This window comes from Pseudomonas putida (genome assembly GCF_028682475.1).
Taxonomy (GTDB): Bacteria; Pseudomonadota; Gammaproteobacteria; order Pseudomonadales; family Pseudomonadaceae; genus Aquipseudomonas; species Aquipseudomonas putida_AG.
This window is the reverse complement of record NZ_JANHLE010000006.1, coordinates 129,586-152,394: the sequence shown is the minus strand read 5'-3', so window position 1 is coordinate 152,394 and position 22,809 is coordinate 129,586. Positions and strand designations below refer to the sequence as shown.

Sequence of the window (22,809 nt, the reverse complement as noted above, 5' to 3'; positions counted from 1 at the left end):
TGCCACGCCGGCCAGTCGGCAGTGACCAGGTGACAGCGCATGAATGATTTACCGCTCGACGGTTTCCCGGCCACCAATGAAAACTCGGCAATGGTCCTGTTGGTCGACGATCAAGCCATGATCGGTGAAGCGGTGCGCCGTGGGCTGTCTCACGAAGAGAACATCGACTTCCACTTCTGTGCCGACCCGCACCAGGCCGTAGCCCAGGCGGTGCAGATCAAGCCGACGGTGATCCTGCAAGACCTGATCATGCCCGGCCTCGATGGTTTGACGCTGGTACGCGAATACCGTAACAACCCGGCAACCCGGGACATTCCGATCATCGTCTTGTCGACCAAGGAAGATCCGCTGGTCAAGAGTGCGGCCTTCGCGGCCGGTGCCAACGACTACCTGGTCAAACTGCCGGACAACATCGAGCTGGTGGCGCGCATCCGCTATCACTCGCGCTCTTACCTGACCCTGTTGCAACGCGACGAGGCCTACCGTGCCCTGCGCGTCAGCCAGCAGCAGCTGCTCGACACCAATCTGATGCTGCAGCGCCTGATGAACTCCGATGGTCTTACCGGGCTGTCCAACCGCCGCCATTTCGACGAGTACCTGGAGCTGGAATGGCGCCGTGCCATGCGTGAACAGCAGCAGTTGTCGTTGCTGATGATCGATGTCGACTACTTCAAGGCCTACAACGACAGTTTCGGTCATCTGGCCGGCGACGAAGCCCTGCGCCAGGTGGCCGAGGCCATTCGCGGTTCCTGTTCGCGGCCCAGCGACTTGCCGGCGCGCTATGGCGGCGAAGAGTTTGCGCTGGTACTGCCCAACACCTCGCCAGGCGGCGCGCGGCTGATTGCCGAGAAACTGCGCCAGACCGTGCTCGCCCTGAACATCCCGCACAGCGCGCCCGAAGCGGCTTCGCGCTTGACGGTGAGCATCGGCCTGGCCACCTTGACGCCGGCGATTGGCAGTCACTGTCGGCAGTTGATTTCGGCGGCGGACAAGGGCCTGTACCTGGCTAAAAATAATGGCCGTAACCAGGTGGGTGTGGATTGAATCAAACTTTGTGGGAGCGGGCTTGCCCCGCGATGCGGTGTGGCTGACAGCCAGCAATCGCGGGGCAAGCCCGCTCCCACAACAACCGCCCGACGGGCTGCCGTCAGCTTTCAGACTCGGTTATACTCCCCGGCTTTTCTACCGATTACGCACGAGAGTTGCCCGCCCATGGAAATCCAACCGATCCTGAACACCATCAAGGACCTGACCGAGCGCTCCGAGTCCATTCGGGGGTATCTTTGACTACGATCACAAGCATGACCGCCTGATCGAAGTCAACCGCGAGCTCGAAGACCCGAACGTCTGGAACAAGCCTGAATACGCCCAGGCACTAGGCCGCGAGCGCGCCATGCTGGCGCAGGTCGTCGAGACCCTGGACAAGCTGGCCGGTGGCCTGGCCGACTGCCAGGACCTGCTCGACATGGCCGTCGGGGAAAACGATGAAGGCGCCGTAGCCGACGTCGTGACCGAGCTGGAGGGCCTGGAAGAGGCTCTGGCACTGCTCGAGTTCCGCCGCATGTTCAGCGGTGAGATGGACATGAACAACGCCTACCTGGACATCCAGGCCGGCTCCGGCGGCACCGAGGCCCAGGACTGGGCCAACATTCTGCTGCGTATGTACCTGCGCTGGGCCGACAAGCGCGGCTTCGACGCCACCATCATCGAGCTTTCCGAAGGTGAGGTTGCCGGCATCAAGGGCGCCACCGTGCACATCAAGGGCGAATACGCCTTCGGCTGGCTGCGCACCGAAATCGGTGTGCACCGCCTGGTACGCAAGAGCCCGTTCGACTCCGGCGCCCGTCGCCACACCTCGTTCTCGGCGGTGTTCGTGTCCCCCGAGATCGACGACAAGGTCGAAATCGATATCAACCCATCGGACCTGCGCGTCGACACCTACCGCTCCTCGGGCGCGGGCGGTCAGCACGTAAACACCACCGACTCGGCCGTACGTATCACCCACGTGCCGACCAACACCGTGGTGGCGTGCCAGAACGAACGCTCCCAGCACGCGAACAAGGACACCGCCATGAAAATGCTGCGGGCCAAGTTGTACGAGCTGGAAATGCAGAAGCGCAACGCAGCCTCCCAGGCGCTGGAAGACAGCAAGTCGGACATCGGCTGGGGCCACCAGATCCGCTCCTACGTGCTGGATGACTCGCGCATCAAGGACCTGCGTACCGGTGTTGAACGCAGCGACTGCAACAAGGTGCTCGACGGCGACCTCGATGAGTACCTGGAAGCCAGCCTCAAGCAGGGGCTGTAAGTTTCCCGATCCGCTTTAAGACCCTCGCCTGCGGGCGGGGGCAATGAACCCCAGATGGAAAATGTAACGACATGAGCGACCTCAAACTCGACCCGCAAGACCTGCAACAGGAAGAAAACACCCTGATCGCGCTGCGCAAGGAAAAGCTTGCTGCCGAGCGCGCCAAGGGTAATGCCTTCCCCAACGACTTCCGCCGTGACAGCTACTGCAACGACCTGCAGAAACAGTATGTCGACAAGACCAAGGAAGAGCTGGAAGCTGCAGCGATTCCGGTCAAGGTTGCCGGCCGCATCATGCTCAACCGTGGCTCGTTCATGGTGATCCAGGACATGACCGGGCGCATCCAGGTCTACGTCAACCGCAAGACCCTGCCGGAAGAAACCCTGGCCGCGGTGAAAACCTGGGACCTGGGCGATATCATCGCCGCCGAAGGTACCCTGGCACGTTCCGGCAAGGGCGACCTGTACGTCGAGATGACCAACGTGCGCCTGCTGACCAAGTCGCTGCGCCCGCTGCCCGACAAGCACCACGGCCTGACCGACACCGAGCAGCGCTACCGTCAGCGCTACGTCGACCTGATGGTCAACGAAGAAGTGCGCGATACCTTCCGTGTGCGTTCGCAGGTCATCAACCACATCCGCAACTTCCTGATCAAGCGTGACTTCCTCGAAGTGGAAACGCCGATGCTGCAGACCATCCCGGGTGGTGCCGCAGCCAAGCCGTTCGAAACCCACCACAATGCCCTGGACATGGCCATGTTCCTGCGCATCGCGCCGGAGCTGTACCTCAAGCGTCTGGTTGTTGGTGGCTTCGAGAAAGTCTTCGAGATCAACCGCAACTTCCGTAACGAAGGCGTTTCCACCCGGCACAACCCCGAGTTCACCATGCTCGAGTTCTACCAGGCCTACGCTGACTACGAAGACAACATGGACCTGACCGAAGAGCTGTTCCGCGAGCTGGCGCAGCTGGTCCTGGGCAGCACCGACGTGCCGTACGGCGACAAGGTGTTCCACTTCGGCGAGCCGTTCGTGCGTCTGTCGGTGTTCGACTCGATCCTCAAGTACAACCCTGAGCTGACCGCTGACGACCTGAACGACATCGACAAGGCGCGTGCTATCGCCAAGAAAGCCGGCGCCAAGGTCCTCGGCTTCGAAGGCCTGGGCAAGCTGCAGGTGATGATTTTCGAAGAGCTGGTCGAGCACAAGCTGGAACAGCCGCACTTCATTACCCAGTACCCGTTCGAAGTCTCGCCGCTGGCCCGTCGCAACGACGACAACCCGAACGTCACCGACCGCTTCGAGCTGTTCATCGGTGGCCGCGAAATCGCCAACGCCTACTCCGAGCTCAATGACGCGGAAGACCAGGCCGAGCGTTTCATGGCCCAGGTGGCGGACAAGGACGCCGGCGACGACGAAGCCATGCACTACGACGCCGACTTCGTCCGCGCCCTGGAATACGGCATGCCGCCAACCGCCGGTGAAGGTATCGGTATCGACCGTCTGGTGATGCTGCTGACCAACTCGCCATCGATTCGCGATGTGATCCTGTTCCCGCACATGCGTCCACAGGCCTGAGTGATCTGAACAAGCCGCCTTCCGGGGCGGCTTTTTCATGCCTGTCGAAAATTCTTCCATCGGCTTCAACTCATGGGGTAGATCAGCAGTGACTCCTGCAATGGCTCAACAAGGTGCCGCTGGCGTTGCCACAACGGTTGCCGAAAGCGTTCAGTATCAGGGCCGCAAGGCTAGCCGCCAGGGCAGCGAACAGCGCCGCCAGGACATTCTCGACGCGGCCATGCGCATTGTCGTTCGCGAAGGTGTGCGCGGTGTGCGTCACCGCGCGGTGGCGGCCGAGGCCGGGGTGCCGCTGTCGGCGACCACCTACTACTTCAAAGACATCGAAGACCTGCTCACCGATACCTTCGCCCAGTATGTGGAGCGCAGCGCGGCCTACATGGCCAAATTGTGGGAGCACACCGAGGTGCTGCTGCGCCAGTTGCTCGCGCAGGGCGATCAAAGCCCGCCGTGCCGGGCGCGGCTGGCCGATGAAGTGGCGAAGATGATGGCCGACTACGTGCAGCGTCAGTTGCACAACCGCCGCGACTTCCTGATGGCCGAGCAGGCCTTTCGCCAGGAGGCGTTGCTGTGCCCGCGCCTGGCCGAACTGGTCAAGCTGCACGAGCAGATTCTGCTGCGTGGCGCCGGCCAGATGCTTCAGGTCGTGGGTTCGCGTCAGCCACAGCAGGATGCGCTGGTGTTGACGGCAATTATCGAGCAGATGGAATATCAGGGCCTGCTCGACGGCTCACGCGCCGATGCGCAAGCGCAGATGCTCGCTATCCTTACCCGGTACCTGCATCTGGTACTGGCCGCCGTGTGAGCCGCGACCCTATTTCAAGGAGAACCCGATGAAAGCCAGAAGTTTGCTGTTGGCGTTGTCGTTTTTACTGCTTGGCGGTTGTCTGGTGACCTTCAACGAACCGATGCCGGCCAATGAGGCCGCGCCCAAAGCCCTGCTCGGCACATGGACCAGCAAGGACGCCTGGGGCGAACCACTGTCCCTGCAGATCAGCCGTAGCGGTGGCGACGCCTACAAGGCCGTGGCCATCGGCAAGGACAAAAAACGTGATGAGTACGTCTTCACAGTGTCCCGGCACGGCAACCGCTGGTACCTCTCGGCCGGCGTGCCCAAGCGTCTGGGCGGCAATTTCCTGATCGCTGGCTTCGATGTCATCGACGGCAAGGAACTGGTGGTCTACAACCTCGACGTCGAGCAGGTCAACCAGGCCGTAGAGAAGAAAGAACTCAGCGGGCGTACCTACGAGGTCCCCGAAGACAACGGCGAAGGTGTGCTGATCGACAGCCCGGCCGAGCGCGTCCTGGCTTACCTGGACGACCCGGCCAACTCCGATCTGTTCATCGAAGTGGCGCGGTTCCAGCGGGCTGGCAAGTAATAGAGTCAATTCAAGGAGTGTAGGGTGGACGAGTACCAGCAGACGATACGTGCCCTGTCTGATCGCATTGTCCTGGCGCAAACGCCCATTCGCGTGCTCGACGCAGTGAAGTGGGACGACAGCATCCGCCAGGGTTTCCTCAAGACCAAGGGCAAAGAGCCACCTGCGGTTGACCGTGCCTATTACCAGGGCCGGCCGTTGTCGTTCGACTCCGCTGCGGTGAAGCTCGAGTTCCAGAACATCGAGCGCGACATCACCCGTCAACTGGGCCAGTTCAACCCGGTCGGGCAGATCATGCGGCGCATGTGCAAGGAATACCGCATGGTGGTGCGCATGCTCGAAGCGCGTGGCACCGAGGATTTCGGCCTGATCTCCCAGGAGCTGTATGGCGCCGCGTCCGATGCTTTCCATGCCGGTGATCCGACCCTGGCCGATCTGGGCTTGATGCTCTCGGACTACCTGAACAACATCGACGGCCGTGGCGATCTCAAGGACGAACCGAAGAACCTCACTGCCAAACAGGCTGTGGAGATGCTCCAGGGCCGCCTGAACAAAGTGTTCAACGAAGCCGAAGACACCATTCGCGTGTTCGAGTCAGACGGCATTGTCGCCGATGCCGCTGCCGGCGCCGACTACATCAAGATCCGCGCCGATGCCATGTTCAACAGCCGCGATGTACGTGCACTGGAGGTACACGAGGGGCTGGTGCATGTCGGCACCACCCTCAACGGCCTGAACCAGCCGATCTGCACCTTCCTGGCCAAGGGTCCGCCCTCATCGACGGTGACCCAGGAGGGTCTGGCAATTCTCATGGAGGTGATTGCCTTTGCTTCCTACCCCAGTCGCCTGCGCAAGCTGACCAATCGCACCCGCGCCATTCACATGGTCGAGGAGGGTGCCGACTTCATGCAGGTCTACGAGTTCTTCCGCGCCCAGGGTTTCGGCATGCCGGAGAGCTACGGCAATGCCAGCCGGGTATTCCGCGGCTCGGTGCCCAATGGTCTGCCATTTACCAAAGATTTGTCCTACCTCAAGGGCTTCATCATGGTTTACAACTATATTCAGTTGGCCGTGCGCAAGGGCAAGCTCGAACAGATCCCCTTGCTGTTCTGCGGCAAGACCACCCTTGAGGACATGCGCACCCTGCGCCAACTGGTCGATGAAGGCCTGGTGGAACCCCCCAAGTACTTGCCGGAGCAGTTTCGCGACCTCAACGCGCTGTCGGCCTGGATGTGTTTCTCCAACTTCCTCAACCACCTGAGCCTGGACCGGATTGAAGCCGATTACTCGAATATTCTCTGAAGCAGGGCGCAGGTGTTTCGGCCTGCTGCTGGTGCTGCTGAGTCTGGGCGGTTGCAGTTCGCTGCTGTTCTACCCCGAGCCTGGCCAGCCGTTCACCCCCGAGAAAGCCAAGCTTGAGTACCGCGACGTAACGCTCACGGCAGCGGACGGCACACGCCTGCACGGCTGGTGGTTGCCGGCCAAGGCCGGTGTCGAGGTCAAGGGCACGGTGCTGCACCTGCATGGCAATGGCGGCAACCTGGCCTGGCATCTGGGTGGCAGCTGGTGGCTGCCGAAGCAGGGCTATCAGGTGCTGTTGCTGGATTACCGCGGCTATGGGCTGTCTCAGGGCAAGCCGGCGTTGCCGGAGGTCTATCAGGACATTGCCGCGGCGCTGGCGTGGCTGGACCAGGCGCCTGAAGTGCAGGGCAAGCCGCAAGTGCTGCTCGGCCAGAGCCTGGGCGGCGCCATGGCCATTCATTATCTGGCCGAGCACCCTGAGCAGGGCCAGCGCTTCAAGGCCATGGTGTTCGATGGCGTACCGGCCAGCTACCGTCAGGTCGGGCGGTATGCCTTGAGCAACACCTGGCTGACCTGGCCTTTCCAGGTGCCCTTGTCGTGGCTGGTGCCCGACGGCGACAGTGCGATTCATTCGATTACCCGTCTCAAGTCATCACCGAAGCTGTTCTTCCACAGCATCGACGACCCGATCGTACCCTTGGCCAACGGCATCCAGCTGTACCAGGCAGCGCCGCCGCCACGGGTGTTGCAGCTGACCCGCGGCGGTCATGTGCAGACCTTTGGCGACCGCACCTGGCGCCAGGTGATGCTGCGCTTTCTCGAAGACCCGGAACATTTCAATGGACTGCGGCGTCTGGCCGAAGTCCCCAATTACCCTGACGAGACGTCACAATGAGTGAAGAACGTAACGCGATTCCCCTGATCATCACCGGTGTCTGCAGCATCATCGGTACTGTTGGTGCGCTCTGGTATTACGGCTATCTGCATTTCGCCAAGCCGGAAGATGCGCTGCTACTGTCCGATTTCACCATGCTCAAGACGGTGCCGGGGGAGGATTACAAGATCTCGCTGAAACCGGCCAACCAGGTGGCGCAATGTGTCGATGGCGTGCTGGTGCTGTTCGACACTTCGCAGAAAGGCCTGACCGGGGTGCTGGTGGACAACAAGAAGCAGGCCGTTCGCTGCCTGGGTGAAGAGACGCCGCAGCAGGTTCAGGAGTAATAGCATCGCGGGGCAAGCCCGCTCCCACCGCTGCCTCCGGTGGGAGCGGGCTTGCCCCGCGATATGGCCCTACCTCAATTTGCCTGACTCACCGTCCGCGGCGCCACCGGCTGGTTGTCATTGGAAATCGTCACTTCAACTCGACGATTCTGCGCCCGTCCCGAATTGCTCGCGTTATCGGCCACCGGGAATTCCTTGCCATAGCCCTGGGCAACAATCCGTGCCGGATCCACCCCGGCGCGCACCAGTGCCATGCGTACCGAGCTGGCCCGGCGCTCGGACAGCGACTGGTTGTAATTGGCGCTGCCCTTGCTGTCGGTATAGCCCTCGACGATCACCTTGCGATCGGGATTTTCCTGGAGGTAACGCGCCAGTGTGGTGACGTTGGGCAAGGCACTGCTCTTGAGCGTGGCTTTGTCGAAATCGAACAGCACATCACCGAAGGTCACCAGGGTGCCGCGATCGGTCTGTTTGGCGTTGAGGTTGTCCTGCAGTTTCTTGATCTGGGCGTCACGCGCATCCAGGCGGGCCTGGGCGCGATTGGCCGAAGCCTGCTCCAGGCTGCCTTCTGCGGCACGCAGGGCGATGGTCTGTTTGGCCACCTCAATACGCTGATTGGTCAGGTAAGCAAGCTGATCGACTTGCTGCTGGTCTTCCTTGTTCATGTAGGCTGCGTCAGTCTTGTTCAGCCAGTCCTGGGCGTCTTTGGTTTCCAGGGCGGCGAGCTTGCTCGACTGCGGGTTGCTCTGCAGCGTGGAGAAGTTGCTGCGCGCCGATTCCAGATTGGCGTTCGGTGGCGTGGAACAGGCGGCCAGGCCGACGCTGAGGGCCAAGAGGGCGGGGATCATCATGTGCTTGCGCATAAGGGTCATCCTTTGATCGATTACGAATGAAGGGGCAACAACGCAGCGTCACTGGGCGCTACGCAAGCCTTCCTCACGCAGGTCCTGAACACCCTGGCGGGCATCCTGCACGGCTTTCTCGGCCTTGGCGGCCTGGGCTTTGCGCTCGGCGACGCGGGCGTCCCATTCGGCCTGCTCGGCCAGGCGCCTGGCGTCGTCGTACTGCTTGTCATGCATGGCGATTTCCGCCTGCTTGAACTTGTCCTGGGCGGCTTTCATTTCCACCGCCGCAAACTCGGTGCCGCCAGCGCTGACGGCCGAATTGACTGCCGACTGGCTCACGGCGTACTGCTCGCTGGGTGGGTTGCCGGCACAACCGGCCAGAACCAGGCTGCTGCCCAGCGCCAGCGCCGCCAGCTTGAGCTCGCGCAGGTGAGTGGATGAGGTGTTAGCGGTACGGGTCTTCATGGTGGTCAACTCCATTGGATCACTCCTGATGAACAACGAATTCCGTAACAGTCCATTGGCGCCGCCCGCTGGCCTTGGTGGCTGGAGGGTTTTGCCATGATGGCTACTGGCTGTGACCGGGGCGTTTTTTCAATAGTTCAGAAAAAATTGCCGCAGGATCGCGGGTTTTACTGACTGATCGGTCAGTAGGTTTTTTCCGGAACTTCAGGCGCTGGCCGTGGTACGCGGGCGCCCGCGTACCGGCTCAGGGAGGAGGGTGTCAGTGGGTTGATTCGTCCTTGCGGCTGCTCATGTCCTGCAGGTAGCGACGGGACAGGGCAAGGAAGCGCGGGGTCGAGCCGATGTCTTCATACAGCGGGTCGCCTTCTTCGTCAGTGGCGATCACCTGCTGGCCCTGGATATAGGGAAAGCTCGCTTCCAGTTCTTCCAGGGCCGCGCCCAGCAGCTCGCCGAGCAGTTCTTCGGGGCGGCGCTTGGGGTACATTTCAGCCAGCGCGGCCAGGCGCGCCGCCGACTCCACATCCAGGTGCAGGACATGGCCGGTCGGGCTCAGGCGACCTTTGGCGTTCTGTTCCCAGTGCTGGGCAAGCTCACGGATTTTCATGATGACCTCATCAATCCTCAGGGATCTGATTTCAGCGTAGCTACTGCGCCGCCTTTGGTCTGCCTTGAAAGCATGACCGGTAGTGGGGCACTCTGGGACCAGAGCGGTTTTCCAGGAATGCCGGAGACAAGGCTGATGACTGATATCGATGTGCGCTTGCGTGAAGATGTTCATTTGTTGGGCGAGTTGTTGGGGGACACCATTCGTGAGCAGCACGGCGAAGCGTTCCTGCAGAGAATCGAAGACATCCGGCGCAGCGCCAAGGCGGATCGCAGCGGTGGCGCCGAGCAGTTGAGCTCGACCCTCAATGACCTGGCGGAAGATGAACTGCTGCCGGTAGCGCGGGCATTCAACCAGTTTCTCAACCTGGCCAACATCGCCGAACAGTATCAGTTGATTCGCCGCCGGGACGCCGGCCAGCCCGACCCCTTCGAGGCGCGGGTGCTGCCCGAGCTCCTGGCCCGGCTCAAGGCTGCCGGACACAGTGACGATGCCTTGGCGCGGCAGCTCGGCAAGCTGAATATCGAACTGGTGCTGACCGCCCATCCCACCGAAGTGGCGCGTCGTACGCTGATCCAGAAATACGATGCCATCGCCGCGCAACTGGCCGCCCAGGATCATCGCGACCTGATCCCCGCCGAACGCGAGCAGATCCGTGAACGTCTGCAGCGGCTGATCGCCGAAGCCTGGCACACCGAGGAGATCCGTCGCACCCGGCCAACCCCGGTGGACGAGGCCAAGTGGGGTTTTGCGGTGATCGAGCATTCGCTCTGGCACGCCATCCCTCATCATTTACGCAAAGTCGACAAGGCCCTGCATGAAGCCACCGGCCTGCACCTGCCACTGGAGGCCGCGCCGATCCGCTTTGCCTCGTGGATGGGCGGTGATCGCGATGGCAACCCCAATGTCACCGCCCCGGTCACCCGCGAGGTGCTGTTGCTGGCGCGCTGGATGGCCGCTGACCTGTTTCTGCGCGATATCGATGCCCTGGCCTCCGAGTTGTCCATGCAACAGGCCAGCGAGGCGCTGAGGGCCAAGGTCGGCGATTCTGCCGAGCCTTACCGGGCGCTGCTCAAGCAGTTGCGCGATCGCTTGCGCGAAACTCGTGCCTGGGCGCACAGCGCCTTGCAGTCGCCGCAAACACCGTCGTCTTTGGTGTTGCAGCATAACCATGACCTGTTCGAGCCCCTGCACCTGTGTTTCGAGTCGTTGCATGCCTGTGGCATGGGGGTGATCGCCAATGGCCCGTTGCTCGACTGCCTGCGCCGGGCAGTGACCTTCGGCCTGTTTCTGGTCCGTCTGGATGTCCGCCAGGATGCCGCCCGGCATACCGCAGCCCTCAGTGAGATCACCGAGTACCTGGGCCTGGGACGTTATGCCGACTGGGACGAAGACGCACGAATCGCTTTCCTGCAGCAGGAACTCAACAGTCGGCGGCCGCTGCTGCCGGGCTATTTCAAGCCGCAGGCCGAGACTGCCGAAGTGCTCGCCACCTGTCGCGAGATTGCTGCCGCTCCTGCTGCGTCCCTCGGCTCTTATGTGATTTCCATGGCCGGTGCCGCCTCCGATGTGCTCGCCGTGCAATTGCTGCTCAAGGAAGCCGGTGTGCTACGGCCGATGCGCGTGGTGCCGCTGTTTGAAACCCTCGCCGACCTTGATAACGCCGGCCCGGTGATGGAGCGCCTGCTGGGCTTGCCGGGCTACCGCAGCGCCCTGCATGGCCCGCAGGAAGTGATGATCGGCTACTCCGACTCGGCCAAGGACGCTGGCACCACGGCAGCTGCCTGGGCCCAGTACCGCGCCCAGGAAACGCTGGTGCGCATCTGCCGCGAACAGGAGGTCGAGTTGCTGCTGTTCCATGGCCGCGGTGGCACCGTCGGGCGTGGCGGTGGTCCGGCTCATGCGGCGATCCTGTCGCAACCGCCGGGTTCGGTGGCGGGGCGTTTCCGTACCACCGAACAGGGCGAGATGATCCGCTTCAAGTTCGGCCTGCCGGACATCGCCGAACAGAATCTGAACCTGTACCTGGCGGCGGTCCTTGAAGCGACCTTGCTACCGCCACCCCCGCCGCAGCCAGCCTGGCGTGCGTTGATGGACGAACTGGCCGCCGACGGGGTCAAGGCCTACCGTGGCGTGGTGCGCGACAACCCTGAGTTCGTCGAGTATTTCCGCCAGTCCACTCCAGAACAGGAACTGGGGCGTTTACCCTTGGGCAGCCGCCCGGCCAAACGCCGTGCCGGCGGTATCGAAAGCCTGCGGGCGATTCCGTGGATTTTCGGCTGGACCCAGACCCGTCTGATGCTCCCGGCCTGGCTCGGCTGGGAGGCCGCCTTGAACAACGCCTTGCGTAGAGGACAAGGTGAACTGCTGGCCGAGATGCGTGAACAGTGGCCATTCTTCCGTACCCGCATCGACATGCTGGAAATGGTCCTGGCCAAGGCCGATGCGGAAATCGCCCGCTCCTACGACGAACGTCTAGTGCAACCAGAACTGCGACCTTTGGGTGCACATTTGCGCGACCTATTGTCGCAGGCGTGCCAGGTGGTGCTGGGCCTGACCGGGCAGCCGGTGCTACTGGCGCACAGCCCGGAGACCCTGGAATTCATCCGTCTGCGCAACACCTACCTGGACCCGCTACATCTATTGCAGGCTGAGCTGCTGGCGCGGTCGCGCCAGCGCGAAGCCGCTCTGGATAGCCCGCTGGAGCAGGCTCTGCTGGTCACTGTGGCGGGCATCGCGGCGGGTTTGCGCAACACCGGTTGAGATAAATCGCCGCACCGCCGAGGGGCTGCAAAGAGAGGGGAGAATGCTTGCAAAGCAACAGGTTGCGCTCGGCGCAACCTGTGCTTTGCAACGCTGAGGTGTGTGGGTTTTTCCGACTTTCGACCGCTTGTGTGGCTTGAAGGCGCTGTGTATCTTGAGCAGCCTTTTGACCGATTTGTGGTCATGACCCAATTCCGGACTTGGCCCTCTGCGCCGACTCCATTGATTTGCTTACAAAAATGAGGAGCACAATATGCGCGTGATTCTGCTGGGAGCTCCCGGGGCCGGTAAAGGTACTCAGGCAAAGTTCATCACCGAAAAATTCGCCATTCCACAGATCTCCACCGGTGACATGCTGCGCGCCGCTGTCAAGGCCGGCACCCCGCTGGGCCTGGAAGCCAAGGCGATCATGGACGCTGGCAAGCTGGTTTCCGACGAGCTGATCATCAACCTGGTCAAGGACCGTATCGCCCAGCCTGACTGCGCCAACGGTTTCCTCTTCGACGGTTTCCCACGCACCATTCCTCAGGCTGAAGCCCTGGTGACTGCTGGTGTGCAGCTGGATGCCGTGGTTGAAATCGCCGTTGAAGACGAAGAGATCGTTCAGCGTATTGCCGGTCGTCGCGTTCACGAAGGTTCGGGCCGCGTTTACCACGTGGTTTACAACCCGCCGAAGGTTGAAGGCAAGGACGATGAAACCGGTGAAGCACTGGTTCAGCGTAAAGACGACACCGAAGAAACCGTGCGTCATCGCCTGGCGGTTTACCACGAGCAGACCAAGCCACTGGTAGACTTCTACCAGAAGCTGTCGGCTGCCAATGGCGGCAAGCCGAAGTACGCCCATATCGAAGGCGTCGGTTCGGTTGATGCCATCACTACCAAGGTGCTGGCAGCCCTGAGCTGATTGCGACTTGATAGTGCAGACAACGGCCCGCTTGCGGGCCGTTGTTGTTTATAATGCCGCTCTTTTTTCTTTCGCCTGGATACACCGATGACCACCTTGCTGGCCCTGGATACCGCCACTGAAGCCTGCTCCGTTGCCTTGCTGCATGACGGCAAGGTTTCCAGCCATTACGAGGTGATCCCGCGCCTGCATGCACAAAAGCTGCTACCGATGATCCAGCAGTTGCTGGCCGACGCAGGCACCACCCTGGCGGCGGTCGATGCGATTGCCTTCGGCCGTGGACCGGGCGCTTTCACCGGCGTGCGCATCGCCATTGGTGTGGTTCAAGGCCTGGCTTTTGCCCTTGAGCGCCCGGTGTTGCCGGTGTCCAACCTCGCGGTACTGGCCCAGCGTGCCTTGCGTGAGCAGGGTGTAAGCCAGGTTGCGGCGGCCATCGATGCGCGCATGGATGAGGTGTATTGGGGCTGCTATCAGAACGTCGGCGGCGAAATGCGCCTGCTGGGCAGCGAAGCGGTGCTGGCACCCGAGCGTGCGGTTCTGCCTGAGGGCGCCAGCGGCGAATGGTTTGGCGCCGGCACGGGTTGGGGCTACGCTGAGCGTATTGCGGTGGCGCCGAGCGGCCAGGATGCCAGCCTGCTGCCACATGCCCAGGACCTGCTGACCCTGGCTACCTTCGCCTGGCAACGCGGCGAGGCCATCGCCGCCGACCAGGCGCAGCCGGTCTACCTGCGCGACAACGTGGCGACCCCGAAAGCGCGCTGAGTGTTGTTCGTCGGTTATTCCCAGGCCAAATAAAACCTTTTGCCCGAACTGTGGTCCAGTTATCAGTCGGGCATTAGCGAAGGTTCGCGGGTGCTGCTAAATTGCCATCATCGCTCCTGAGAAGATCGCCATGCGTATCGACGGATTTTCCTCACAGTCCTATCCGATCAAACGGGCCCCGCGCAAAGCGCCGGTGCGCAGCGATGACGTGGACGAGGATCTGCCCGGCGAGTTCGAAGTGCAGCCCCAGGCCAGCACTGGTCAGGCCCGCAGCGGTGGACTGCCTGCGCGGCAGCAGGACATGATCTTTCCTCGGGCGCGCAACAAACGCACCGCCCAGGCCCTGACCAGCTACCTGACCACCGCAGGTTTTGTCGACTGGGAGATGGAAGTGCTGGGGTTGGACCTGTACATTTGATGGATGAGTCTGTCCACATTTCCCTATTTTCTCGGTTGTCCCTCCTGGAGTGAAAACGCCTGGCGCGAGTACCTGTACCCGGCGGACGCTAAAACCGGCGAGTTTCTCGGCCTCTACAGCCAGGTTTTCAATGCCGTAGAAGGCAACACCACCTTTTATGCCCGACCGGCCCCGGCGACGATCGAACGCTGGGCGCAGATCATGCCCGCGCACTTTCGATTCACCGCCAAGTTCCCCGGCGATATCAGCCACGGCGGTGACTTGCGCGGGCAGTTGGTCGCGGCGCAGACCTTCATTGAACTGCTCAAGCCGCTGGGATCACGGGTGGCGCCTTACTGGCTGCAATTGCCGGCGACCTTCGGCCCGGCGCGGATCGCCGAACTGGTCGCTTTTCTCGATGAAGTCGATGTGCCTGTCGCGGTCGAAGTGCGCAACCCTGCGTTCTTCGCCAAGGGCGATGAAGAGCGCCTGCTCAATCGCTTGCTGCAGGGGCGAGGGGTCGAGCGTATCTGCCTGGATCCGCGTGCACTGTTCAGCTGTACCTCGACGGATCCGGGCGTGCTCCATGCCCAATCGAAAAAGCCGCGGGTACCGCCACGGCCCACCGCCTTCAGTCAGCATCCGCAGGTGCGCTTTATCGGCCATCCGCAACTGGCGGCCAATGAACCGTTTCTACTGCCATGGATAGACAAGGTGGCCACGTGGATCGGGGAAGGGCGCAGCCCCTACGTTTTCCTGCATACTGCCGATAATCGCCTGGCCGCTGCCCTGGCGCAGCGTTTCCATCGGGGCCTGATGGAACGTCTGCCGGGATTGCCGGCCTTGCCTGAACTGGACAGGGCGCCTGAAGCCGAACAACTCGGCTTGCTCTGAACGCGTCCTGCCGCCTGCCCGGGAGTCGTGATCATGGATGTGCAAACCCTGCGTGCCGAAGCCTTCAAAGCCCTGCATGAACGCGAGCGAGCGTTCGTCATTGCCAATCCCTGGGACGCCGGGTCCGCCAAGCTGCTGGCCAGCCTCGGCTTCGAGGCGCTGGCCACCACCAGTGCCGGTCTGGCCTTCTCCTTGGGGCGTCCGGACGCCGAAGGCGCCATGACGCTGGAAGAAACCCTGGTTAATGTCCGCGCCATTGTCGATGCCACGGCGCTGCCGGTGGCGGCCGACCTTGAAAACGGCTTCAGCGATGACCCCAAAGGCTGCGCCGAGGCAATTCTGCAGGGCGCGCAGGCGGGTTTGGTGGGCGGCTCCATCGAGGATGCCAGCGGCAATCCCGATGAGCCGATCTACAGCTTCCACCACGCGGTGGAGCGGGTTGAAGCGGCGGTGGTTGCTGCGCGCAGTCTGGACTTCCCCTTCATGCTCTGCGCCCGCGCGGAAAACCTGCTGCACGGGCGCATGGACCTGGACGACACCATTGCTCGCCTGCAGGCTTTTGCCGAAGCCGGGGCGGATGTCCTGTATGCCCCGGGATTACGCACGGCAAATGAAATACGGGCGGTGGTCCAGGCGGTCGCGCCCAAGCCTGTGAACGTGCTGATGGGCATGCGTGGCGTGAACTTGAGCGTCAACCAGTTGCAGGACCTGGGTGTGCGGCGCATCAGTGTCGGCTCGTCGCTGATGCGTGCAGCCTACGGCGCGTTTTACCGGGGCGCCGAGGAAATCCTGGGCCAGGGCACCTTTACCTATGGCGAACAGGCAATGCCGTTCGATCAGTTGAACCCGCTGTTCAGGCGTTGATCGCTTGCTGCTGAGGCTCAGGCGGCGATGCGTACGTTGTTCAACACGACCGGACGGGCCCAGCGGGTGTCGAAGTCGAGTGCCGATTGCTGGGCCACCAGGGTCGGTTCGTCGAACGGTTCAGGGGCTTTGTCCAGCAGCTCTGTCTCGAACTCGGCGATTGGCAGGTACAGCGCTTTTGGTGCTGGCGCAGGTCCCGGTTCAGGCAGTGGATGGCCCTGACTCATGACCACTGGGCGAACCCAGGTATTGCTGATATCCAGCTGGCGCTGTTGTTCGATCAGTTCAACGTCGCTGAACGGTGGCGCGAGTTTTTCCAGCAGTTGCGGTTCCAACTCGGCGATCGGCAGGAACAAAGGTTCAGGCGGGGCGATCTCGGTATCCTGGACATTGCACAGGCGCTGCGTATGAATCTGCGTCAGGACCCGGCTGCCGCCCAGTGGCTCACCTGTTGCCTTGTCGAATTGCTCGACGGCGACGCTGTCTGCTGGCTTGCCTTGTTCCTGTTGCTCGGCCAGGGCGCGAGCAAAAAAATCCTGCCACAGGTGGCTGACGCCGCCCAGTGCCTGGGTATTGTGCCGGCCATAATCGCCAACGGGCGATAGGTAACCTGAGCTGAGCTGAAGAATGTCGGTCATGGCAGTCGCGGGCCGTGAAGGTCTGGCAAAATAGCGAATACTTCGTATATCGGCCGTGGCCGGCGATCATTTAATTTTTTTGAGTACAGGATTTGAAGGTGGAGCAACTGGCGGACGGCGGTATCCGGGTCGAGGCACTGACAGCCGATTATCAGGCCAAGGCTCAAGAGTGGGCGCAGCGCCTGGACTTGCCTGTGGCGGACGATAACGCCGCGTTTGCTGTGCAGGTCGGCGAAAGCGGCCTGCAGATCCAGCAGCTCGGACCGCAGGCGCCTGGCCCGGTACGTGTCGACTTTGTCGAAGGCGCGGCAGCGCACCGGCGGGTGTTCGGTGGCGGCAGCGGGCAGATGATTGCCAAGGCCGTGGGCATTGCCCAGGGTGTGCGCCCGCAGGTGCTCGATGCCACGGCGGGGCTGGGTAAGGATGCTTTCGTATTGGCCAGCCTGGGTTGCCAGATGACTCTGATCGAGCGCCAGCCGCTGGTTGCCGCGCTGCTTGAGGACGGCCTGGCAAGGGCTGCGACGGACGCCGAGGTCGGCCCGATCGTTGCGCGCATGCAGCTGCTAACCGGTAACGCCATCGAGCGCATGCGCAACTGGCAAGGTGAGCCGCCACAGGTGATCTACCTGGACCCGATGTTTCCGCACCGCGACAAGAGCGCGCTGGTGAAAAAGGAAATGCGCGTGTTCCGCCCCTTGGTCGGCGATGACCTCGACGCGCCCGCGCTGCTCGAAGCCGCCCTGGCCCTGGCCAGCCACCGGGTAGTGGTCAAGCGCCCGCGCAAGGCGCCGATCATCGACGGCCCCAAGCCCAGCCACAGCCTGGAAGGCAAGTCGAGCCGCTACGACATCTACCCGAAAAAAGCCCTCAAGGGCTGATCAGGGCCGATAGGCGCGCATGAACATCTTCACCACTTCTTCGACATGGGCCTGGGCGGCGTCGGCGTCCAGGGCCGGGGCGTAGCCGAGCAGCAGGCGATAGTTCGGCGCGCCCTTGAGCAGGCAGAAGAAGTGTTCCGCCGCCCGCTCCGGATGCTCGATACGCAGCAGGCCGCGCTGGTCGACACGCTGCAGCAGCACTTCCATCTCCCGCAGGACCCGCAACGGGCCGGCTTCGAAGAAGATCTGGCTGAGCTTGGGGTCCTGAGTGCCGAGGGTCATGATCAGCCGGGTCAGTTGCACTGACTGGTCGCTGCTGATCAGCGCCTGGAAACCACAACCGATATTGAGCAGCACCTGCTCCAGCGGCACGCCGTCGGGCAACTCGAAGATCAGCTCTGGTAGCTGCACCGTACAGGTGGCCGAGATCGCTGCAGTGAACAGCGTCTCCTTGTCGTTGAAGTGGCTGTAGACCGTCAATTTTGAAACACCTGCCGCTGTCGCGACCGCATCCATGCTGGTGCTGGCATAGCCAAGCGTAAGAAACAGCTGCTTGGCCGCTTCGAGAATGGCCTGGCGCTTTGCCAGGTCTTTGGGCCGGCCGGGGCCGACGGGAGCGGTGAGATCGTTGGGCATGGGTAACTTGTACAGATTCCGGTAAGTGCACATGGTACATCGCCGCCCCCTGTGGGGCAGGCAGATATCGTCATAACGAAAGCCTGTTAATGCGTTTTTTCTCTTGGCCTGACGCTTCCCCGGTGGAGTTCACTGATTTAATATACTCGCCAGTATAAATATTCAAAGCGTCACTCGCGAAAGGTCATTCATCATGTTGCGCCATGCCTTGTCCCTCGCTCTGCCTGTCGGTCTTGCCTTGCTGCTCGCTGCGTGCGGGCAGGAAAGTGCGCCGCAGACTTCCCTGCGCCCCGCCATGGTGGTGCAGCCGCAACCGGCCAGCGCCGCTGCCGACAGCTACCCGGGCGAGGTGCGGGCGCGACTCGAGCCAGAGCTGGCGTTCCGGATCGGCGGCAAGGTCAGCAAACGCCTGGTCGAGGAGGGGCAGCGGGTCAAGGCCGAGCAACCGTTGGCCGAACTCGACCCGCAGGATGTGCGCCTGCAGCTGGAGGCCAGCCGTGCGCAACTGGCCGCGGCCGAAGCCAACCTGAACCTGGTCAAGGCCGAGCGTGACCGCTACAAGACCCTGCTGGATCGGCAGATGGTCAGCCGTTCCCAGTACGACAACAGCGAAAACCTCTACCGAGCCGGTCTCGCCCGGCTCAAACAGGTGCGTGCCGAATTTGACGTGGCCGGTAACCAGGCTGAATACGCCGTGCTGCGCGCCTCGCAGGACGGGGTGATCGCCAAGCGTCAGGTCGAAGTCGGCCAGGTGGTTGCCGCCGGTCAGACCGTGTTCACCCTGGCCACCGATGGCGAGCGCGAGGTGTTGATCGGCCTGCCGGAGCAGCAATTCGGGCGCTTCAAGGTCGGCCAGCCGGTGTCGGTCGAGCTGTGGTCGCAACCGGATCAACGCTTCAACGGACGCATTCGCGAACTGTCACCGTCGGCCGATCCGCGTTCGCGGACCTACGCCGCACGGATCGCCTTCAGCGCTGGCAAGGTACCGGCTGAGCTTGGCCAGAGCGCCCGGGTGTTCATCCAGCATGCCGAACAGGTGCCGCTGTCGGTGCCGCTGTCGGCGCTGACAGCCGAGAACGGCCAGACCTACGTCTGGCGCGTGGATGCCAACAACACCCTCAAGCGCGTCCCGGTGCGTGTGGGCGCCTATGGCGAAAACACTGTGCCGGTGCTCGAAGGCCTCAATGCTTCGGACTGGGTAGTGGCGGCCGGCGTGCATGTGCTCCAGGAGGGGCAACAGGTGCGTCCGGTGGATCGTTCCAATCGTGTGGTGAATCTGGCGGCCAAGGAGTAAGTCCCGATGGGTTTCAACCTTTCCGCCTGGGCCCTGCGCAATCGGCAGATTGTGCTGTTCCTGATGATTCTGCTGGCTGTGGTCGGCGCCTTGTCCTACACCAAGCTGGGGCAGAGCGAAGACCCGCCTTTCACCTTCAAGGCCATGGTGATCCGCACCAACTGGCCGGGGGCCAGCGCCGAGGAAGTCTCGCGCCAGGTGACCGAACGCATCGAAAAGAAGCTGATGGAGACCGGTGAGTACGAGAAGATCGTGTCGTTCTCCCGCCCGGGTGAGTCGCAGGTCACCTTCATGGCGCGCGACTCCATGCACTCGGCCGATATCCCCGAGCTGTGGTACCAGATCCGCAAGAAAGTCGCCGATATCCGGCATACCCTGCCGCCTGGTATTCAGGGGCCGTTTTTCAACGACGAGTTCGGCACCACCTTCGGCAATATCTACGCGCTGACCGGCGCAGGCTTCGATTATGCCGTGCTCAAGGACTACGCCGACCGTGTGCAGATTCAACTGCAGCGGGTCAAGGACGTGGGCAAGGTCGAGCTGCTTGGCTTGCAGGACGAAAAGATCTGGATCGAGCTGTCCAACCTCAAGTTGGCCACCCTCGGCTTACCGCTGGCGGCGGTGCAGCAGGCCCTGGAAGAGCAGAACGCGGTCAGTACCGCCGGTTTCTTCGAGACCCCCAGCGAGCGCTTGCAGCTACGGGTAAGCGGACGCTTCGACACGGTCGAGCAGATCGAGCAGTTCCCGATCCGGGTGGGCGACCGCACGTTCCGCATCGGTGATGTGGCGCAGGTGCGCCGCGGCTTCAATGACCCACCCGCACCGCGTATGCGTTTCATGGGCGAGGATGCCCTTGGCCTTGCCGTGTCGATGAAACCCGGTGGCGATATTCTGGTGCTGGGCAAGGCACTGGAGGCCGAGTTCGCCCGCATTGCCCATAATCTTCCGGCCGGCATGGAGCTGCGCAAGGTTTCCGATCAGCCTGCAGCGGTGAAGACCGGGGTGGGTGAGTTCGTCCAGGTGCTGGTCGAGGCCCTGGCGATCGTGTTGCTGGTGAGTTTCTTCTCCCTCGGCATGCGCACCGGCCTGGTGGTGGCCCTGGCCATTCCACTGGTGCTGGCGATGACTTTCGCCACCATGTATTACCTGGGGATCGGCCTGCACAAGATTTCCCTCGGGGCCTTGGTACTGGCCCTGGGCCTGCTGGTGGACGACGCGATCATTGCTGTGGAGATGATGGCGATCAAGATGGAGCAGGGCTTCGACCGCATCAAGGCGGCGAGCTATGCCTGGACCAGCACGGCGTTCCCGATGCTCACCGGCACCCTGATCACCGCCGCGGGCTTTTTGCCGATCGCCACGGCGCAGTCCAGTACCGGTGAGTACACCCGTTCGATCTTCCAGGTGGTGACCATTGCCCTGATTGCCTCGTGGATTGCTGCGGTGGTGTTTGTGCCGTATCTGGGCGAGCGCCTGTTGCCGGACCTGGCCAAGCGGCATGTGGCCAAGCACGGCACTGCCGAAGGCGGACCTGACCCGTACGGCACGCCGTTCTACCAGCGCGTGCGGCGTCTGGTCGGCTGGTGTGTGGAGCGGCGCAAGACGGTGATCGTGGCGACCATCGCCCTGTTCATCGGCAGCATCCTGTTGTTCCGTTTCGTGCCCCAGCAGTTCTTCCCGGCATCCGGGCGGCTGGAGCTGATGGTCGACCTGAAGCTGGCCGAAGGCGCGTCGTTGAGCAACACCGCCGAGCAGGTCAAACGCCTGGAGGCGATGCTCAAAGAGCGCGCCGGTATCGATAACTATGTGGCCTATGTCGGCACCGGTTCACCGCGCTTCTACCTGCCGCTGGACCAGCAACTGCCGGCCGCCAGCTTTGCCCAGTTCGTGGTGCTGGCCAAGACCATCGAAGAACGTGAAGCGCTGCGCAGCTGGTTGATCGCCACCCTCGATGAGCAGTTCCCTGACATGCGCTCGCGGGTCACCCGTCTGGAGAACGGCCCGCCTGTGGGCTATCCGGTGCAGTTCCGGGTGACCGGTGAACACATCGAGCAGGTCCGTGCCCTGGCCCGCAAGGTGGCGGCCAAGGTGCGCGAGAACCCGCATGTGGTCAACGTGCACCTGGACTGGGAAGAACCGAGCAAGGTGGTTTACCTCAACATCGACCAGGACCGCGCCCGCGCCCTCGGGGTGAGTACGGCCAACCTGGCCAAGTTCCTGCAGAGCTCGCTGACCGGCTCTTCGGTCAGCCAGTTCCGCGAAGACAACGAACTGATCGAGATCCTCCTGCGCGGCACCCGCCAGGAGCGTACCGAGCTTGCCAATCTACCGAGCCTGGCGGTGCCGACCGACAAAGGCCAAAGCGTGGCGCTGTCGCAGGTGGCAACGCTGGAATACGGGTTTGAAGAGGGCATCATCTGGCACCGCAACCGCCTGCCTAACGTTACCGTTCGGGCTGATATCTACGGCAAGGAGCAGCCGGTGACACTGGTCAAGCAGATCCTGCCGACCCTGGATTCGGTGCGTGCCGAACTGCCGGACGGTTATCTGCTGGAAGTGGGTGGCACGGTGGAAGACTCCACGCGCGGACAGAAGTCGGTGAATGCCGGTGTACCACTGTTCATCGTGGTGGTGCTGACCCTGCTGATGCTGCAACTGCGCAGCTTCTCGCGCACGGTGATGGTGTTCCTCACCGCGCCCTTGGGCTTGATCGGGGTGACCTTGTTCCTGCTGGTGTTCCGTCAGCCCTTCGGCTTTGTGGCGATGCTCGGGACGATTGCGCTGTCGGGGATGATCATGCGCAACTCGGTGATTCTGGTCGATCAGATCGAGCAGGACATTGCTGCCGGGCTGGACCGCTGGCAGGCGATCATCGAGGCGACGGTACGGCGCTTCCGCCCGATTGTGCTGACCGCGCTGGCGGCGGTACTGGCGATGATCCCGCTGTCGCGCAGCGTGTTCTTCGGGCCGATGGCGGTGGCGATCATGGGCGGGCTGATAGTGGCGACGGCGTTGACGCTGCTGTTTTTGCCGGCGCTGTATGCCGCTTGGTTCAGGGTGAAGAAAGGTTGAATCGCGGGG

Annotated in this window: 22 protein-coding genes; 17 read left to right on the top strand and 5 right to left on the bottom strand. The window is 62.4% G+C overall.

The genetic code is table 11. The features are described from left to right. The first annotated feature begins 39 nt into the window (after nucleotides 1–39). The 8 genes from NPS47_RS07655 (at nucleotide 40) to NPS47_RS07620 (ending at nucleotide 7,784) form a co-directional block, all read left to right on the top strand. Nucleotides 40–1,044, top strand: a complete 1,005-nt coding sequence (locus tag NPS47_RS07655) for a response regulator (protein WP_274294381.1) — start codon at nucleotides 40–42, stop codon at nucleotides 1,042–1,044. A 168-nt stretch (nucleotides 1,045–1,212) separates the two neighbouring features. Then, nucleotides 1,213–2,308, top strand: a protein-coding gene (gene prfB, locus NPS47_RS07650; protein ID WP_274294380.1) for a peptide chain release factor 2 whose coding sequence is annotated in 2 segments (ribosomal slippage) — nucleotides 1,213–1,284 and nucleotides 1,286–2,308 — 1,095 coding nt in all. Because the reading frame shifts where the segments join, the coding sequence is not laid out codon by codon here. A gap of 71 nt (nucleotides 2,309–2,379) precedes the next feature. Further along, the gene (gene lysS, locus NPS47_RS07645) at nucleotides 2,380–3,882 is read left to right on the top strand and encodes a lysine--tRNA ligase (protein ID WP_274294379.1); all 1,503 of its coding nucleotides are present in this window, start codon (nucleotides 2,380–2,382) and stop codon (nucleotides 3,880–3,882) included. A 100-nt stretch (nucleotides 3,883–3,982) separates the two neighbouring features. After that, nucleotides 3,983–4,687 carry a TetR/AcrR family transcriptional regulator gene (locus NPS47_RS07640; protein WP_274294378.1) on the top strand — a complete coding sequence of 235 codons (705 nt, stop codon included), beginning with the start codon at nucleotides 3,983–3,985 and terminating at the stop codon, nucleotides 4,685–4,687. A gap of 28 nt (nucleotides 4,688–4,715) precedes the next feature. After that, on the top strand, nucleotides 4,716–5,261 hold the full coding sequence (locus tag NPS47_RS07635; protein ID WP_274294377.1) for a hypothetical protein: 546 nt from the start codon (nucleotides 4,716–4,718) through the stop codon (nucleotides 5,259–5,261). A 24-nt stretch (nucleotides 5,262–5,285) separates the two neighbouring features. Continuing rightward, a complete protein-coding gene (locus NPS47_RS07630) occupies nucleotides 5,286–6,563 on the top strand; it encodes a flavohemoglobin expression-modulating QEGLA motif protein (RefSeq protein ID WP_191832224.1) in 1,278 nt (425 codons plus the stop codon). Further along, nucleotides 6,535–7,458, top strand: coding sequence for an alpha/beta hydrolase (locus tag NPS47_RS07625; protein WP_274294376.1), 924 nt, complete (start codon nucleotides 6,535–6,537; stop codon nucleotides 7,456–7,458). Before NPS47_RS07630 ends, NPS47_RS07625 begins: the two co-directional genes overlap by 29 nt. After that, a complete protein-coding gene (locus NPS47_RS07620; protein WP_274294375.1) occupies nucleotides 7,455–7,784 on the top strand; it encodes a hypothetical protein in 330 nt (109 codons plus the stop codon). Before NPS47_RS07625 ends, NPS47_RS07620 begins: the two co-directional genes overlap by 4 nt. Nucleotides 7,785–7,858: 74 nt before the next feature. On the opposite strand, the gene NPS47_RS07615 is transcribed toward NPS47_RS07620, so the two are convergent. The 3 genes from NPS47_RS07615 to NPS47_RS07605 form a co-directional block, all read right to left on the bottom strand. Beyond that, nucleotides 7,859–8,647, bottom strand: coding sequence for an OmpA family protein (locus NPS47_RS07615; RefSeq protein ID WP_274294374.1), 789 nt, complete (start codon nucleotides 8,645–8,647; stop codon nucleotides 7,859–7,861). A 48-nt stretch (nucleotides 8,648–8,695) separates the two neighbouring features. Continuing rightward, nucleotides 8,696–9,109 carry a DUF4398 domain-containing protein gene (locus NPS47_RS07610; protein WP_274294373.1) on the bottom strand — a complete coding sequence of 138 codons (414 nt, stop codon included), beginning with the start codon at nucleotides 9,107–9,109 and terminating at the stop codon, nucleotides 8,696–8,698. Nucleotides 9,110–9,353: 244 nt separating this feature from the next. Further along, nucleotides 9,354–9,698: a pilin assembly protein gene (locus NPS47_RS07605; protein WP_274294372.1), complete on the bottom strand. Its 345-nt coding sequence runs from the start codon at nucleotides 9,696–9,698 to the stop codon at nucleotides 9,354–9,356. Between the two features lie 135 nt (nucleotides 9,699–9,833). Here NPS47_RS07605 and ppc point away from each other — a divergent pair, with 135 nt between their 5' ends. The 6 genes from ppc (at nucleotide 9,834) to NPS47_RS07575 (ending at nucleotide 16,282) form a co-directional block, all read left to right on the top strand. After that, the gene (gene ppc / locus NPS47_RS07600; protein WP_274294371.1) at nucleotides 9,834–12,461 is read left to right on the top strand and encodes a phosphoenolpyruvate carboxylase; all 2,628 of its coding nucleotides are present in this window, start codon (nucleotides 9,834–9,836) and stop codon (nucleotides 12,459–12,461) included. 253 nt (nucleotides 12,462–12,714) lie between these two features. Beyond that, nucleotides 12,715–13,365, top strand: a complete 651-nt coding sequence (adk, locus tag NPS47_RS07595) for an adenylate kinase (RefSeq protein ID WP_274294370.1) — start codon at nucleotides 12,715–12,717, stop codon at nucleotides 13,363–13,365. An 87-nt stretch (nucleotides 13,366–13,452) separates the two neighbouring features. Then, the gene (tsaB, locus tag NPS47_RS07590) at nucleotides 13,453–14,127 is read left to right on the top strand and encodes a tRNA (adenosine(37)-N6)-threonylcarbamoyltransferase complex dimerization subunit type 1 TsaB (RefSeq protein WP_274294369.1); all 675 of its coding nucleotides are present in this window, start codon (nucleotides 13,453–13,455) and stop codon (nucleotides 14,125–14,127) included. Nucleotides 14,128–14,257: 130 nt separating this feature from the next. Continuing rightward, nucleotides 14,258–14,545: a hypothetical protein gene (locus NPS47_RS07585; RefSeq protein ID WP_045189599.1), complete on the top strand. Its 288-nt coding sequence runs from the start codon at nucleotides 14,258–14,260 to the stop codon at nucleotides 14,543–14,545. A gap of 3 nt (nucleotides 14,546–14,548) precedes the next feature. Beyond that, nucleotides 14,549–15,418: a DUF72 domain-containing protein gene (locus tag NPS47_RS07580; RefSeq protein WP_274294368.1), complete on the top strand. Its 870-nt coding sequence runs from the start codon at nucleotides 14,549–14,551 to the stop codon at nucleotides 15,416–15,418. A 33-nt stretch (nucleotides 15,419–15,451) separates the two neighbouring features. Further along, nucleotides 15,452–16,282 carry an isocitrate lyase/PEP mutase family protein gene (locus tag NPS47_RS07575; protein WP_274294367.1) on the top strand — a complete coding sequence of 277 codons (831 nt, stop codon included), beginning with the start codon at nucleotides 15,452–15,454 and terminating at the stop codon, nucleotides 16,280–16,282. Nucleotides 16,283–16,299: 17 nt separating this feature from the next. On the opposite strand, the gene NPS47_RS07570 is transcribed toward NPS47_RS07575, so the two are convergent. Then, nucleotides 16,300–16,920 carry an energy transducer TonB gene (locus NPS47_RS07570; RefSeq protein WP_274294366.1) on the bottom strand — a complete coding sequence of 207 codons (621 nt, stop codon included), beginning with the start codon at nucleotides 16,918–16,920 and terminating at the stop codon, nucleotides 16,300–16,302. A 98-nt stretch (nucleotides 16,921–17,018) separates the two neighbouring features. Between NPS47_RS07570 and NPS47_RS07565 the strand changes: the two genes are divergently transcribed. Further along, on the top strand, nucleotides 17,019–17,798 hold the full coding sequence (locus NPS47_RS07565) for a class I SAM-dependent methyltransferase (RefSeq protein WP_274294365.1): 780 nt from the start codon (nucleotides 17,019–17,021) through the stop codon (nucleotides 17,796–17,798). Here NPS47_RS07565 and NPS47_RS07560 read toward each other — a convergent pair whose 3' ends face one another. Next, the gene (locus NPS47_RS07560) at nucleotides 17,799–18,434 is read right to left on the bottom strand and encodes a TetR/AcrR family transcriptional regulator (RefSeq protein ID WP_274294364.1); all 636 of its coding nucleotides are present in this window, start codon (nucleotides 18,432–18,434) and stop codon (nucleotides 17,799–17,801) included. A gap of 193 nt (nucleotides 18,435–18,627) precedes the next feature. Here NPS47_RS07560 and NPS47_RS07555 point away from each other — a divergent pair, with 193 nt between their 5' ends. Together NPS47_RS07555 and NPS47_RS07550 are read left to right on the top strand one after the other, a co-directional pair. Then, a complete protein-coding gene (locus tag NPS47_RS07555; protein ID WP_274294363.1) occupies nucleotides 18,628–19,728 on the top strand; it encodes an efflux RND transporter periplasmic adaptor subunit in 1,101 nt (366 codons plus the stop codon). A 6-nt stretch (nucleotides 19,729–19,734) separates the two neighbouring features. Next, nucleotides 19,735–22,800, top strand: coding sequence for an efflux RND transporter permease subunit (locus NPS47_RS07550; RefSeq protein ID WP_274294362.1), 3,066 nt, complete (start codon nucleotides 19,735–19,737; stop codon nucleotides 22,798–22,800). Nucleotides 22,801–22,809: the final 9 nt, after the last annotated feature.